Origin of the sequence: Mesorhizobium sp. B2-3-15 (genome assembly GCF_006442875.1) — a bacterium.
Taxonomy (GTDB): domain Bacteria; phylum Pseudomonadota; class Alphaproteobacteria; order Rhizobiales; family Rhizobiaceae; genus Mesorhizobium; species Mesorhizobium australicum.
Map to the genome: position 1 here is coordinate 301,345 of NZ_VFVO01000001.1, position 14,452 is coordinate 315,796.

Sequence of the window (14,452 nt, forward strand, 5' to 3'; positions counted from 1 at the left end):
GTCCCATCCTCACTGGCCCACCCTCACTGGGCCATCGCCTTGCCGTCAGCGCCGAAGCGATGCAGCTTGGCCTTGTCAGGGGTGAGATAGATCGTGTCGCCATGGCGGACCGCCAGTTCGCCGTCGGCGCGCACCGTCAGCGGCCCGACGCCGTCGGCTTGAACGTGCAGGAACGTGTCGGAGCCCAGATGCTCGGCCACGCCGACCGTCGCCTTCCAGTCGCCCGCCGTGGTCGATATCTGCATATGTTCGGGCCGGATGCCGATGGTCTTGGCGGTGTATTTGCCAGCCGGCGCGCCTTCGATCAGGTTCATCTTGGGCGAGCCGATGAAGCCGGCGACGAACAGGTTCTTCGGCGTCTTGTAGAGTTCCATCGGCGAGCCAACCTGCTCGATATTGCCGGCGTTGAGCACGACGATCTTGTCAGCCATGGTCATCGCCTCGACCTGATCGTGGGTGACGTAGATCATCGTGGTTTTCAGCTGATGGTGCAGTTCGCTGATCTCCAGCCGCATGGTGCCGCGCAGTGCCGCGTCGAGGTTGGACAGCGGTTCGTCGAACAGGAAGGCCGAGGGCTGGCGCACAATGGCGCGGCCGATGGCGACGCGCTGGCGCTGGCCGCCGGAGAGCTGGCCGGGGCGGCGTTCGAGGTAGTTGGTAAGGTTGAGCACGCGCGCCGCGTCCTTCACCTTCCTGTCGATGGTCGCCTGGTCCTCGCCCGCCATCTTCAGCGGGAAAGCGATGTTCTTGGCCACCGTCATATGCGGGTAGAGCGCGTAGGACTGGAACACCATGGCAAGCTTGCGCTTGGCCGGCGCCTCGCCGGTGACGTCGCGGCCATCGATGTTGATGGTGCCGCCGCTGGTGTCCTCAAGGCCAGCGATCAGCCTGAGCAGCGTGGACTTGCCGCAACCCGACGGGCCGACGAAGACGACGAACTCGCCGTTTTCGATCACCAGGTCGAGGCCGGGGATGATGGACGTCGAACCAAAGGACTTGGAGACGTTCTTGAGCGTGATGTTTCCCATGGTTTCCTCCCCGAGGGCTGTTTTTCGCCGATTGCTTCAGGCAATTTCCGTCACTTCACCGCGCCAAATGTCAGGCCGCGCACCAGCTGCTTCTGGCTGAACCAGCCCATGATCAGGATCGGCGCGATGGCGAGGGTCGAGGCGGCCGAAAGCTTGGCCCAGAACAGGCCTTGCGGGCTGGAGAAGGAGCTGATGAAGGCGGTGAGTGGGGCGGCTTCCGTGGTGGTCAGCCGGATCGTCCAGAACGCCTCGTTCCAGGCCAGGATGATGTTGAGCAGCATGGTCGAAGCAATGCCCGGCACCGCCATCGGCGTCAGCACGTACCAGATTTCACCCCACAAGGATGCGCCGTCCATACGCGAGGCTTCCAGGATTTCGCCTGGGATTTCGCGGAAGTAGGTGTAGAGCATCCACACCACGATCGGCAGGTTGATCAGCATCAGCATGATCATCAGGCCGATGCGCGAGTCGAGCAGGCCGAGATTGCGGAAGATCAGGTAGATCGGGAACAGCACGGCGACTGCCGGCATCATCTTGGTGGACAGCATCCACATCAATATGTCCTTGGTCCGCTTGGTCGGCGAAAACGCCATCGACCATGCCGCCGGAATGGCGACCAACAGCGCCAGGATGGTCGAGCCGACAGAAAGCAGCACCGAGTTCAGGAAGAACTTGAAGTAACCGCTCTGCGCCTGGACCTCGGCATAGCTCTCGAAAGTCCCGGACGGGATCAGGTTGAAGCCCTGGATTGCCTCCTGTTCCGACTTGAACGAGGTGATGATCGTATAGAGGATCGGAAAGAAGATCAGCAGCGCGACGGTCCAGGCGGCAATTGTCGCGATTGTCTTGTGCTGGGTGGTGACTGAGCGTGCCATCGTATCCTCCCTTACTTGTCCAGGTTCTTGCCGACGGCGCGCATGGCGAAGAAGGCGACGATGTTGGCGAGAATGACGGCGATCACACCGCCCGCGGATGCCTGGCCGATTTTGAATTCCAGCAACGCCTTCTGGTAGACGAGGAAGGGCAGGTTGGTGGAGGCGTATCCAGGGCCGCCATTGGTGGTGACCAGGATCTCGGCGTAGACCGAGAGCAGGAAGATCGTCTGGATCAGGATGACGACGGTGATCGCCCGCGACATGTGCGGCAGCGTCAGATAGATGAAGCGGCTGATGAAGCCGGCGCCGTCCATCTCGGCGGCTTCCTTCTGCTCGCCGTCGAGCGACTGCAGCGCGGTCAAGAGGATCAATGTCGCGAAAGGCAGCCACTGCCAGGCGACGATGATGATGATCGCCGTCATCGGATGCTGGCCGAACCAGTCGATCGGCTGTGCTCCGAAGAAGCGCGCTATGTCGGCGAACACGCCATATTGCGGGTGCATGATCATGTTCTTCCACACCAATGCGGCCACCGGCGGCATGACGAAGAACGGCGAGATGACGAGGATGCGCACGATCCCCTGGCCCCACATCGGCTGATCGATGAGCAACGCCAGCAGGATGCCGCCGATCACCGTGATCAGCAGCACGCTGACCACCAGGACAAGCGTGTTGAGGATCGACTGCAGGAAGGCCGGATTGGAATAGAACAGCGCGTAGTTGGATAAGCCGACGAACCCGTCGCGCATTGGGTTGAGCGGATTGTACTGCTGGAAGGAGAACCAGATCGTGATGACCAGCGGCACGATCATCCAGACGAACAGCAGCACCACGGAAGGCGCCATCATGAATCGGGCAAGCGAACGGGTCTGCTGAGTAGCCATGACGGTCACCCTTCAAGGATCAGGCTGAATTTTCACAGGCTCTGGAAAGGCGGCCGCCCGAACTGGGTTTCGGGCGGCCGGTGCCGGTCGAGGAGGTGACCGGCGTTCGGCACCGGGAGGAGCCTTACTTGATGTAGCCGCCCTCGGTCATCGCCGCGGTGGAGGCGTCCTGGGCCTGCTTCAGCGCATCGTCGACGCTCGACTGGCCGGCAAGAGCCGCCGAGAAGAGCTGGCCGACGGTGGTGCCAAGGCCCTGGAATTCAGGGATGGCGACAAACTGCACGCCGACATAAGGCACCGGCTTGACGGTCGGATGCGTCGGGTCGGCGGCATTGATGGAGTCCAGGGTCATCTTGGCGAACGGAGCCGCCTTCTGGTACTCGGGATTGGCGTAGAGCGAGGAACGCGTGCCCGGAGGCACGTTTGCCCAGCCTTCCTTCGACGCGACGAGCTCGGCATAGTGCTTGCTGGTCGCCCAGGACACGAACTTCTCGGCGGCGTCGGCCTTCTGCGTGCCGGCCGGGATCGCCAGCGACCACGCCCACAGCCAGTTGCCCCGCTTGCCCAAGCCATTATCCGGCGCCAGGGCATAGCCGACCTTGTCGGCGACGGTAGAGTTCTTCGGGTCGGAGACGAAGGAGGCGGCGACGGTGGCGTCGATCCACATGCCGCACTTGCCCTGCTGGAAGAGCGCCAGGTTCTCGTTGAAGCCGTTGGACGAGGCGCCCTCGGGACCGTCGGCCTTCATCAGGTCGACATAGAACTGCAGCGTCTTCTTCCATTCCGGCTGGTCGAACTGCGGCTTCCAGTTCTCGTCGAACCAGCGGGCGCCGAAGGAGTTCGACATGGCGGTCAGGAAGGCCATGTTCTCGCCCCAGCCGGCCTTGCCGCGCAGGCAGACGCCGTTCACGCCATTGGCGCGGTCGGTCATCTTGTCGGCCGCCTGCTTGATGAAATCCCAGGTCGGGGCGTCGGGCATTTTCAGCCCAGCCTTCTCCATCAGGTCCTTGCGGTACATGACGAAGGAGCTCTCGCCGTAGAAGGGCGCGGCATAGAGCTTGCCATCGACCGAAAGGCCGCCGGCAATTGCCGGGATGATGTCCTTGGCGTCATAGTCGTCGCCGAGCTTGTCGAGCGGCAGGAGCCAGCTCTGCTTGGCCCAGATCGGAACCTCGTAGGTGCCGATGGTCATCACGTCATACTGGCCACCTTTGGTGGCGATGTCGGTGGTGACGCGCTCGCGCAGCACGTTCTCTTCGAGCGTGACCCAGTTGAGCTGGATGTCCGGGTTAGCCTTGGTGAAGTCGTCGGTCAGCTTCTGCATGCGGACCATATCGCCATTGTTGACGGTGGCGATGGTGATGGATTCGGCGTGTGCGGCGAACGCAAGCGTGCTGGCCGACAACAAGCCCAGGGTGAGCGTGCGAAGTTTCATCAAATTCCTCCCATAAACCAAGTTGAGCATTTGCCTTGGTTGTGAGCAATTACTCACTTAGTCTTAATTATGTCAAGCCGGATTCGATGCTGCAGCGCAGCACACGGCCGGCGAATGGGGCGGAGGTTCGGCGACAGGGCTCGGGTTGCCGCCGTCTGGAGTCCAGGCGGCGGGGCCAAAGCCTCTCGAACGGGATGTCGTTTGTTGCCCCGGTCTGACGTCAGCTTATGTGCCGGTCAGCAGGCGATCTCGGCCAGCAGCCAGTCGCGGAAGGCGCGGATCTTGGGCACGTTGCGGCGCGCCTCGGGGTAGACCAGCCAGTAGGCGTGCCCGTCGTCGCCGACCAGCTCGAATGGCTGGATCAGCCGGCCGTCGGCGAGTTCGGCCTTGAACAGCGCCCGGGTCAGGATCGCCACGCCATGGCCCGATATGGCCGCGTTGGCTTCATAGGCCTGCGCGCCCATGCTGCTGCCGGGCCGCCTGGCAAGGTCGTGGCTGTGCACGCCGGCGGCCTCGAACCATTGCGTCCACCAGATATCGCTGGGATCGAGGATCGGCAGCTTGAGCAGGTCGGCCGGTTCGTTGATGCCGCCGACGCTCGCAGCGAGCTTCGGGCTCAGCATGGGCGTGAAATCGGCATCGAGCAGCTTGTGGGCTTCCAGCCCCGGCCATTTGCCGCCGCCAGAACGAATGGCGAGGTCGACATCCTCGCGGGCGAAATCCGTCAGCCGGCTCGACGTGTCGAGCCGCACGGCAAGCGAGGGATGCGCGATCTGGAATGCGCCCAGATGGTGCGCCAGCCAGTTCGAGGCAAAAGTCAGCACCGTGGTGACGCACAACAACCCGTCCGCCCCGCCGCGCGCGGCGGCATAGGCCTGGCTAAGAATGGCAAAGGCCTCGCTGACCGCCGGCGCCAGGCGCTGGCCGGCTTCGGTCAGTTCGATCTGCCGCGGCCGGCGCAGGAACAGCGGAGCGCCGACGCGCTCCTCCAGCACCTTGATTTGATAGCTGACCGCCGCTTGCGTCATGGCGAGTTCGCCGGCGGCCTTGGTGAAGGAAAGATGCCGCGCCACCGCCTCGAACACCCGGATCGCCTGTAACGGCGGCAGCTGCGAAACCTGCGGCGCGCTGAGATCAGGCATAAAGCCTCCTTATGGATCGTTATCGACGTTCGATTGGCAAAAGCGGCCGGCAAGGCCGACATTCATCCTCAACCCGTCATTCGGGTTCAAGATAACGAAGGTTGACGATCATGACCATGGCGCAGCAAAAATGCACTCCCGCCCCCGATCATCGCTGGATTTCGTGGCTTGCGGACGGATTCGGCTGGTTCGCGACCCGAAAAAGGGCGCATCTCGACGTCAGGGACCTGTCGCCGCATCTGCAGCGCGACCTCGGTTTCCTCGATGGCAACGACCCTTTCGGCCGGCACCAATAGCCTTGCTGGCTTTATCGCGAAGCCGTCAGATACTGGCTAGCAGGGCGGCCGCCGTCCGCTCGTCGGTGATGAGCCCGTTGACCAGCCGTCGGTTGACCGCCGCCAGGATGCCGGGCAGCTTGCGCTCCCCCATGGCGAGCGCGATCACCAGCGACTTCTCCCGCGACGGCAGCGCCGCCGACGACACCCGGTCATTGGTGATGCCGTCGATCATGCGGCCCTCGCGGTCGAACACCCAGCCAACGATTTCAGCGACGCCGCCGGCCTTCTGCAAGGCTTTCAGTTCGCTTTCGGAAATGAAGCCATCCTCGTAGAGCGGCGCCTTCGGGCCGAGGTCGCCGATACCGATGAAGGTGACGTCGGCCTCCGCCGCAAGCACCAGTGTCGGCTGGATCATCGGCTGGTTGAGCAGCATCTCGCGCTCCTGCGGCGAAGAGGCGATGACCGGCAGCGGCATCGGGAAGGACCGCGCCTTGACCCTGTCCGCCATGGTGAAGATGACGTTGTAGAAGGCAGCGGACCCGTCCGGCGAGATGTTGCCGGTCAAGGACACCACCTTGTGCTGCGGGCATTCCATCGGCGGCAATTGTTCGATCGCCGCCTTCAGCGTCCGTCCGGTGCCGATGCCCATGACGATCGGCGTCGGCGACCGCAGCCGCCGCTCGATCTCGGCGGCCGCCGCTTCGGCGATGCCGATGGTGGTGGAAGATGAATTGGGATCGCTCGGCACCACCTCGACCAGGTCGAGCGCGAAGCGCGATTTCAGCCGTGCAGCGAGATCAAGGCAGTTGGCGATCGGATGATCGACGCGGACCTTGATCAGGCCTTCCGACACCGCCAGCGACACCAGACGCTGCGCCGTCTGCCTCGATATGCCGAGCGTAGCGGCGATCTGGTCCTGTGTGTTGCCGGCAACATAATAGAGCCAGCCGGCGCGCGCCGCGTCGTCCAGCCTGTTGCTGCCGCCATCCTGCCGGGTATTCACGTCCTGCCTCCCCAAACCGCCAATCATCAGGCGGTCGTATCAGTTTCGCAGGGAATGACCGCCTGCGCAATTGTCAATCTAAAGAGCGAATGCTTGCGCCGAAGCAGCGGTGATTTCTCCGCAAACATCCTATCGGAGAAAGCGTCGCGGGTCCGTTTCCCCATCTGAAGGCATGTTCAATGGCCGCCAAAGGTTTATCTCGCGGCGCAAACCCTTTAAGGGATCGAAAAAAGGAGCGCTGCATGACACCGAAGGCGGTTTTCTGGGACATGGACGGGACGCTGGTCGACAGCGAACCGCTGCATGAGGCAGCCCTCATCGCAGCGATGCGCAATGCCGGCCTCACGCCGCCAGCCGATCTGCACGAACGCGTGCTCGGCGTCGCCGCCTGGCCGGTCTACGAAATGATGCGCGACGAGTTCGGGCTGCAACTGCCCTTCGACGAATGGATCGTTCACAAATACGAGCATTACCTGCCGCTGGTCGAGGGGCTGAAGCCGCGCCCAGGCGCCATCGAGATCTTCAAGGAGTTGCGCGCGCTCGGCGTGCAGCAGGCGGTGGTCTCAAACTCGGATCGGATGATCGTCGACGCCAATCTGCATATGGTCGGGCTGACCTACCCCGGCATGAAGACGATCAGCCGCAACGATGTGCGGGAGGGCAAGCCGCACGCGGAGCCTTTCCTTCGCGCCGCCTATCTGGCAGACGTCGATCCCGCGCACGCCGTCGCGGTCGACGACAGCTGGCCGGGCGCCATGGCGGGCCTGGCGGCGGGAATGAAGACGATCTTCTGGCCTGAAAAGCCGATGGAAGGACCGCCCGGCGCCATTGTCATCAACAGCGCCGGGGAATTGCGGGCTCAGCTCGGACTGTAGCGTTCAGTTCCGGTACACCGGCTCCTGCTCGTCGAGGATCGCCTTCAACTCGGCGAGATGACGTTCGGCCTGGCCGGGATAGTTGTCCATCTCGCTCGCCGCCTTCTCGGCGATCGCGTCGGACAGGGTGCGCAGCGGCCGGCCCGTCCACAGGGCCTTGATGTAGGTCTCGGCGGCACGCTCGAAATAGAACATGCGGTTGAAGGCGTCGGCGACGGTGTCGCCGATGACCAGCACGCCATGGTTGCCCATCACCATCACCTTGACCTTGGGGTCGGCGAGAAGCTGCGAGCAGCGCTCGCCCTCTTCCTCGAAGGCCAGTCCGCCATAATGGGCGTCGACGACGTGACGGTTGAAGAACATCGCCGAATTCTGGTCGATCGGCGGCAGCGTCGAGTCGGCAAGCGAGGCCAGCACGGTGGCGTGGATCGAATGGACGTGCATGACGCAGCGCGCGTGCGGCACGTTGCGATGGACGGCGCCGTGCAGGCCCCATGCCGTGGGGTCGGGTGCATTCGGCCCGGAAAGCGTCTCGGGGTCGTTGGCGTCGATCTCGATCAGGTCGCTCGCCTTGATGCGCGAGAAATGCACCTGGTTCGGGTTCATCAGGAACCTGGTGCCGTCGTCGTTGACCGCCAGCGAGAAATGGTTGGCCACCGCCTCATGCATGTTGAGCCGCGCCGTCCAGCGGAAGGCGCAGGCGAGATCGACGCGCTCTTCGTAGAATGGCAGGTTGGTGAGCGTTTCCTTCTGCAGGCGGGCGATGCTCATCGAAAATATCCTCCGGTTTGGCCCAGAATGCCGCGCGCCGCTGGTGCCCGCAACCGCTTTCGCTTGGTGCAGAAGGCCAGTTATGCCGCGGTGCTTGCGGCGCCAACGGTTCGCAGTCCGCCGTGCTCGATGATGAAATCGATTACCTCCCGCAGGCCCTTGCCGCGCGAAAGATCGGTGAAGCCGAACGGCCGCTTGCCGCGCATGCGGCCGGCGTCGCTCTCCATGACGTCGAGATTGACGTTCACATAGGGCGCAAGATCGCTTTTGTTGATGACCAGGAAATCGGACCGCGTGATCGCCGGGCCGCCTTTGCGCGGAATTTCTTCGCCCTGGCAGACCGAGATGACGTACAGCGTGAGATCCGCAAGGTCCGGCGAGAAGGTGGCGGCAAGGTTGTCGCCACCGGATTCGATGAAGATGATGTCGAGGTCGGGAAACTTGCGGTTGAGCTCGGCGATCGCCTGCAGATTGATCGAGGCATCCTCACGGATGGCGGTGTGCGGGCAGCCGCCGGTCTCGACGCCGACGATACGGTCCTCCGGCAGCGCCTGCAGCCGGGCCAGCATCATGGCGTCCTCCCTGGTGTAGATGTCGTTGGTGACGACGGCGATGGAGAACTCGTCGCGCAGCGCCTTGCAGAGTTTTTCGGTGAGCGTCGTCTTGCCGGAACCGACGGGGCCGCCAATGCCGATACGAAGGGGGCCGTTGGGTTGTGTCATGTCGGAAACTCCGTGATGGCAAGGACTGCGAAGCCGAGCCCGATCAACAGGCAGAGCGGCGAATAGAAACTGGAATCGAGCCGAGCGAAAGGCTGTTGCGGCGCCAGCCGGCGCCACCAGGGCGTGAAACCGGCAATGCCGCGCCCCAGGAACACCAGTCCGATCAGCATCGCGGTAGCCGCGAGGCCCTGCTTGGGAAACGGCGAGGCAAAGAAACCGATGAGCGCCAGCGGCCACAGCGTTGCCAGGCCGAGGCAGGCGGCAACGGCGAAACTGGCGAACGGCGTCGGCATTTCGTTGACGCAGCGAAAGCCGACGACAGCGTGGGCGCAGGACGCCGCGTCCCTGCCCGGCCAGACGCCGCCTATGCCCCAATAGACATGCAGTGCCGTGATCAGCAGCAGGACGAAGGAGAGGACGAAGGCGAGGAGGATCATGAGCGGAACAATCGCGAATACTGGGTTTCGTGCTTCATGGCCATGACGTCGGAGACGAAGGCGCAGCCGCCGAGGTCGTCCAATGTCGAGCGGGACGCGCGGGCAGCGGTCGAGAGCGCCAGCGGCTCGAAACCCGCGAGCAGCGTCGTCGCCTCGTTCTGGCCGATCATGCCGAGCCGGATCGCGGCCTGGACGAGGTTGGAGAAGAAGGCTTGCGCGAAGGCGCACAGCGCGTCCTCAAGCGCGATGCCATTGCCGCCGGCCACGGCTCCGACGGCCACGCAATAGGCGCAATCGGCCGGCAAGCGCTCCAGCACGGCAGTGGGCCAGGCGGCGGCTGCTTTGAGGAAGGCCGCGCCTTGCAGCATGGTCTCGGCGTGGCGTTCGCGCGAGCCGGCCAGTGCCTCGGCCAGTGCGACAACCTCGGCCAGATCGCCACCTTCACGGGCGCGGCGCCAGCTTTCGGCGAACAGCACGGCATCGTTCCAGCCCGAGCCCATCTCGACCAGCGCCTCCAGCCAGCCGGCAAGGCCGGCGGCATTGGTCACCAGCCCATCTTGCACCGCGCGCTCGAGGCCATGGCTGTAGGCAAAGCCGCCGACCGGAAAGGCCGGCGACAGCCACGCCATCAGCCGTAGCAGGGCGATGCCGGACGGCTGGTCAGTCATGATCATGGTGGTGATCGTGCGAATGCGCGTGGCTGTGCGCATGCGCTTCGCTATGGCTGTGCGCATGCGCATGGCCGTGATCATGCCCGCCGGAATAGGCGCCGCGCACCGGCTTGAACGGCTGGGAGACGTCGCGCACCGTGGCGCCTAGCCCCTCCAGCATCGCCTTGATGACGTGGTCGCGCAGGATGAGGATACGGTGCGCCTCGATGCCGGCGGCGAGATGGCGGTTGCCGATATGCCAGGCGAGTTCGGCGAGATGCACGGCGTCGCGGGCGCGGATGTCATAGACCTCTTCGGGCGCCGCGATGATCTCGATATGGCCGCCATCCTCCAGCACCAGCCGGTCGCCATCGTTCAGAGCGACAGGCTCGGGCAGGTCGACCAGCACCTTGCTGCCGTCGGCAAGTTCGATAGCGCGGCGGCGCAGATGCCGCTCGTCATGGGCGAGAACGGCACGGCCGGACGGCGCGGTGGTTGCGGCCGTGCCGGCGGGCAATACGGAGACGGCGCGCGGGAATTTGGTGAAGTCGGTGTTGAGGTTGAGCTTCATTTCATGGAACCTCCATCAGAGCGCCGCGCGTCCCCTTAGACGTGCAAAGGACGCTCTAACACGTTTGAACCTATGCATCGTGCTTTCCGAAAATCGATTCCGATTTTCGGGCCGATGCATTGGCTTGCGCCCGGGTCCGGGCCGGCCGCGCCAGAAGGCGATCGAAATAGCTATTGACGCGCTCGGAGTCGATCGGGAAACGGCCGGCACGCGCCCAGCCGCCCATGTCGCCGAGCAGCACGTCGACGGCGGAAAACCGGTCGCCGAGCGCGAACGGCTTGTCGCCGAGCCGGCGCTCCAGCGCCTTGACCTCCGTGGCGAAGTCAAAGGCCGCGGCAGGACCGACATCGACCCGCACCTCCCTGGGCAGGAGGAAACGGTGGCGCAATTTGTTCCACAGCGGCGCCTCGAACTCGCTCTGGGCAAAATGCATCCAGGAATCCATTTCGGCGCGGCCAGCGAGACCGGGATTGGCGCCCATACCTTTATCGGCGTGCTTGTCGGCGAGATAGACGCAGATCGCCGCCGAATCCGTCACCGTCAATTCACCGTCTATGAGGATCGGCACCTTGCCCGACGGATTGAGCGCATAGGCTTCGGGCGAGCGCAGCTTGACCTCGACGAACTCATAGGGCTGGCCGAGTTCCTCCAGCATCCAGAGGACGCGACTGACCCGGGATCCGCGCGATCCGACGGCCTTGTACATCGTTGAACCCTGCCTTTCCCGAGCAGCCTAGTGCATCCGCGGCCGTCATACGATCGTGTCGAAGAGCCGCAGGATGAACGATATCTGGTAGATCAGCGCTGCCGCGACGAAGGCGATGTGGAACCGGCGGTCGCGCACCAGGATCGCGACGACGCACAGCACGACGAAGACCGGCGTGCGGAACAGATACTCGCTGCCGAAGCGGGCGAAATGCTCAGGCCCCTTCAGCAAAGTGTCGACCACGTCGAGCAGGTAGGTCGCCGCCAGCAGGCCGAAGAACCAGGCGCGGCGCGAATAGAAGAAATCCTCGTAGCTGGTGTAGTCCAGCATCGAATCCGGAAACAGCAGCGCGCAGAGCAGGAACAGGGTGATCGCGTAGAAAATGATGAACAGGTACTTGCCGAAGGTCCATGTTTCGATGGTGTAGAGGCCGAACTCCCACCACCAGAAATGCACCAGCATCAACAGCACCGAGGCGACCCAGGCCAGATGCACCGTGTAGAGCCGGTATTGGCCGGGATGCTGGACAATGCGCGCCACCCCCGACAGCAGGCGCGCGACGCCAAGCCCGATCACCATGCCCATGACGATGCGAATATGCGGGAAAATGTCGTGGGCGGAGGCTATTTGCTGGTCCATAGATAGCTAATAATGCTCTCGATGCTATGAAAAAGCTCTAGCGGACCACGTGGTGCTATTCGCGAATAAGCTGATCCGATGACCACGGCGTGCCGGGAAAATAGTCATGGTCGAGAATTTCCCTGATCGAATACGGACAGTCCGCGGGGAAATTGCCCTCCCTCAGGCCGGTCTCGTCCGCCGCCTTCAATCTCGCTATTTTGAATTCTCGTCCGAGCCGCCGTCCCGGATAGGCTTTCAAGCTAGGGCTTTCATCGAGCAGATCTTCGATCTGAAATCGCTGCTCGCGGATGGTCAGCAACCATCCAGCTTTGCGCCTTTCGGCCTGAAATTCCCATTTGAGCAAATGCAGGAGCAAGGTGCCAAGTCTACTCGCAATTTCTCTTTTGTCGCTCCGCCCCAAGCTCTCGATCTCCTCCGCCAGGTTATCGCGATCGAGGTCTGAGAGGCGACCTTCGCGCAACAGCGCGCCTTGCTCGGCGCACCACTGAGCATAATCGGCCTCATAGGGCGTCAATTGCTGTTTTCGAAAAATCTTGTTCATTTAAGTGATATTGCTCTCAAAGCACGTAATTTCCAAGCCAGACGGAAAAGGTAGACCCTTATCCGAACCCTTCGGCGCAACATTCCGCTGCCGCAGTTGACGAAGCGCATGCGCTTTCATGGCAGTTCATTGCCCATTCATGAATTTCAGCGGAACGTCTCAAAACAGAAAGTACCTTTGCGCCATCGGCAGCACGGTCGCTGGCTCGCAGGTCAAGAGTTCGCCATCGGCGCGAACGTCGTAGGTTTCCGGATCGACCTCGATATGCGGCGTGGCGTCGTTGAGCACCATCGAGTGCTTGCCGATGCCGCCGCGCGTGTTTTCGACGGCGACGAACTGCTTGTCGACGCCGAGCCGGCCGTGCAAACCGGACTCGAGCGCGGCCTTCGAAACGAAGGTCACCGACGAATTGGTCCGGGCTTTGCCATAGGCGCCGAACATCGGCCGGTAGTGCATCGGCTGCGGCGTCGGGATCGAGGCGTTGGGGTCGCCCATCGGGGCGGCCGCGATCATGCCGCCGATCAGCACCATGTCCGGCTTGACGCCGAAGAAGGCCGGGTTCCACAGCACCAGATCGGCGCGTTTGCCGACCGCGATCGAGCCGATGTCCTTCGACAGGCCGTGCGCGATGGCCGGATTGATGGTGTATTTGGCGATGTAGCGGCGGACGCGGAAATTGTCGTTGTCGCCCGTCTCCTGAGGCAATGACCCGCGCTGACGCTTCATCTTGTCGGCCGTCTGCCAGGTGCGGATCGCCACCTCGCCGACCCGGCCCATGGCCTGGCTGTCCGACGAGATGATCGAGAAGGCGCCGATGTCGTGCAGGATGTCCTCGGCCGCGATGGTCTCCTTGCGGATGCGGCTTTCGGCAAAGGCGATGTCCTCGGGGATCGACGGCGACAGGTGGTGGCAGACCATCAGCATGTCGAGATGCTCGGCGAGCGTGTTGACTGTGTAGGGCCGCGTCGGGTTTGTCGAGGACGGGATGACGTTGGGCAGGCCGCAGACCTTGATGATATCAGGCGCATGGCCGCCACCGGCGCCCTCGGTGTGGAAGGCATGGATGGTGCGGCCCTTGATCGCCGCCACCGTGTTCTCGACAAAGCCGCTCTCGTTGAGCGTGTCGGTGTGGATCATCACCTGGACATCGTAATCGTCGGCCACCGACAGGCAGCAGTCGATCGCCGCCGGCGTCGTGCCCCAGTCCTCGTGCAGCTTGAGCGAGCAGGCGCCGCCCAGCACCATCTCCTCGAGCGCGGCCGGCAGCGAGGCATTGCCCTTGCCCGACAGGCCGATATTCATCGGGAAGGCGTCGAAGGACTGGATCATGCGTGCCATGTGCCACGGCCCCGGTGTGCAGGTCGTTGCCAGCGTGCCATGCGCCGGACCGGTCCCGCCGCCGAGCATGGTGGTGATGCCCGACATAAGCGCTTCCTCGATCTGCTGCGGGCAGATGAAGTGGATATGCGCGTCGAAGCCGCCCGGGGTCAGGATCTTGCCCTCGCCGGCGATGATTTCCGTGCCGGGGCCGATGATGATGGTGACGCCGTCCTGCGTGTCCGGATTGCCGGCCTTGCCGATGGCCGCGATGCGGCCATCCCTTAAACCTATATCGGCCTTGAAAATGCCGGCGCTGGCATCGATCACCAGCGCATTGGTGATGACGGTGTCGACCGCACCTTGGGCACGGGAAACCTGGCTCTGACCCATGCCGTCGCGAATGACCTTGCCGCCGCCGAATTTCACCTCCTCGCCATGGATGGTGAAATCCTTCTCGACCTCGATGAAGAGTTCGGTGTCGGCAAGCCGCACCTTGTCGCCGACCGTCGGGCCATACATCTGGGCGTAGGCGGCACGCGTTAGTCTGGCCATCAGCGATTGCTCCCGAAATG

General features: G+C 63.3%; 17 protein-coding genes. 2 read left to right on the top strand and 15 right to left on the bottom strand.

What is annotated here, in order from left to right; all coding sequences use genetic code 11:
* Positions 1 to 23: 23 nt before the first annotated feature.
* From FJ954_RS01450 to gcvA, 5 genes are all read right to left on the bottom strand, one after another.
* On the bottom strand, positions 24 to 1,028 hold the full coding sequence (locus FJ954_RS01450; RefSeq protein ID WP_015314488.1) for an ABC transporter ATP-binding protein: 1,005 nt from the start codon (positions 1,026 to 1,028) through the stop codon (positions 24 to 26).
* 50 nt (positions 1,029 to 1,078) lie between these two features.
* Positions 1,079 to 1,903, bottom strand: a complete 825-nt coding sequence (locus FJ954_RS01455; RefSeq protein WP_015314489.1) for a carbohydrate ABC transporter permease — start codon at positions 1,901 to 1,903, stop codon at positions 1,079 to 1,081.
* Positions 1,904 to 1,914: 11 nt separating this feature from the next.
* Positions 1,915 to 2,787, bottom strand: a complete 873-nt coding sequence (locus FJ954_RS01460) for a sugar ABC transporter permease (RefSeq protein WP_015314490.1) — start codon at positions 2,785 to 2,787, stop codon at positions 1,915 to 1,917.
* 124 nt (positions 2,788 to 2,911) lie between these two features.
* Complete coding sequence (locus FJ954_RS01465; RefSeq protein ID WP_015314491.1) at positions 2,912 to 4,222, bottom strand: sugar ABC transporter substrate-binding protein; 1,311 nt, start codon at positions 4,220 to 4,222, stop codon at positions 2,912 to 2,914.
* 236 nt (positions 4,223 to 4,458) lie between these two features.
* Entirely contained in the window at positions 4,459 to 5,364 is a 906-nt protein-coding gene (gene gcvA / locus FJ954_RS01470) for a transcriptional regulator GcvA (RefSeq protein ID WP_140660189.1), read from the bottom strand.
* A gap of 110 nt (positions 5,365 to 5,474) precedes the next feature.
* Here gcvA and FJ954_RS01475 point away from each other — a divergent pair, with 110 nt between their 5' ends.
* Positions 5,475 to 5,660, top strand: a complete 186-nt coding sequence (locus FJ954_RS01475; protein ID WP_015314493.1) for a hypothetical protein — start codon at positions 5,475 to 5,477, stop codon at positions 5,658 to 5,660.
* 25 nt (positions 5,661 to 5,685) lie between these two features.
* Here the strand turns inward: FJ954_RS01475 and FJ954_RS01480 are convergent, their stop codons facing one another.
* Positions 5,686 to 6,645 carry a sugar-binding transcriptional regulator gene (locus tag FJ954_RS01480; protein WP_140615310.1) on the bottom strand — a complete coding sequence of 320 codons (960 nt, stop codon included), beginning with the start codon at positions 6,643 to 6,645 and terminating at the stop codon, positions 5,686 to 5,688.
* Positions 6,646 to 6,887: 242 nt separating this feature from the next.
* On the opposite strand from FJ954_RS01480, the gene FJ954_RS01485 reads away from it, so the two are divergent.
* On the top strand, positions 6,888 to 7,520 hold the full coding sequence (locus FJ954_RS01485; RefSeq protein WP_015314495.1) for an HAD family phosphatase: 633 nt from the start codon (positions 6,888 to 6,890) through the stop codon (positions 7,518 to 7,520).
* 3 nt (positions 7,521 to 7,523) lie between these two features.
* Here FJ954_RS01485 and FJ954_RS01490 read toward each other — a convergent pair whose 3' ends face one another.
* The 9 genes from FJ954_RS01490 to ureC all read right to left on the bottom strand — a co-directional run bounded on the left by FJ954_RS01490 (position 7,524) and on the right by ureC (position 14,435).
* Positions 7,524 to 8,291 carry a class II aldolase and adducin N-terminal domain-containing protein gene (locus FJ954_RS01490; protein WP_015314496.1) on the bottom strand — a complete coding sequence of 256 codons (768 nt, stop codon included), beginning with the start codon at positions 8,289 to 8,291 and terminating at the stop codon, positions 7,524 to 7,526.
* A gap of 80 nt (positions 8,292 to 8,371) precedes the next feature.
* Entirely contained in the window at positions 8,372 to 9,013 is a 642-nt protein-coding gene (gene ureG, locus FJ954_RS01495) for an urease accessory protein UreG (protein WP_015314497.1), read from the bottom strand.
* Complete coding sequence (locus FJ954_RS01500; protein ID WP_140660190.1) at positions 9,010 to 9,450, bottom strand: DUF3995 domain-containing protein; 441 nt, start codon at positions 9,448 to 9,450, stop codon at positions 9,010 to 9,012. Before FJ954_RS01500 ends, ureG begins: the two co-directional genes overlap by 4 nt.
* Entirely contained in the window at positions 9,447 to 10,118 is a 672-nt protein-coding gene (locus FJ954_RS01505) for an urease accessory protein UreF (RefSeq protein WP_015314499.1), read from the bottom strand. The genes FJ954_RS01500 and FJ954_RS01505 overlap by 4 nt, the downstream gene beginning before the upstream one ends.
* The gene (ureE, locus tag FJ954_RS01510; RefSeq protein ID WP_140660191.1) at positions 10,111 to 10,671 is read right to left on the bottom strand and encodes an urease accessory protein UreE; all 561 of its coding nucleotides are present in this window, start codon (positions 10,669 to 10,671) and stop codon (positions 10,111 to 10,113) included. The genes FJ954_RS01505 and ureE overlap by 8 nt, the downstream gene beginning before the upstream one ends.
* Before the next feature lie 70 nt (positions 10,672 to 10,741).
* A complete protein-coding gene (locus tag FJ954_RS01515) occupies positions 10,742 to 11,377 on the bottom strand; it encodes a glutathione S-transferase family protein (RefSeq protein ID WP_140615321.1) in 636 nt (211 codons plus the stop codon).
* A gap of 45 nt (positions 11,378 to 11,422) precedes the next feature.
* Positions 11,423 to 12,016, bottom strand: coding sequence for a hypothetical protein (locus tag FJ954_RS01520; RefSeq protein WP_140660192.1), 594 nt, complete (start codon positions 12,014 to 12,016; stop codon positions 11,423 to 11,425).
* A 55-nt stretch (positions 12,017 to 12,071) separates the two neighbouring features.
* Positions 12,072 to 12,560, bottom strand: a complete 489-nt coding sequence (locus FJ954_RS01525) for a DUF29 domain-containing protein (RefSeq protein WP_140660193.1) — start codon at positions 12,558 to 12,560, stop codon at positions 12,072 to 12,074.
* 159 nt (positions 12,561 to 12,719) lie between these two features.
* Positions 12,720 to 14,435: an urease subunit alpha gene (gene ureC / locus FJ954_RS01530; RefSeq protein WP_181177738.1), complete on the bottom strand. Its 1,716-nt coding sequence runs from the start codon at positions 14,433 to 14,435 to the stop codon at positions 12,720 to 12,722.
* Positions 14,436 to 14,452: the final 17 nt, after the last annotated feature.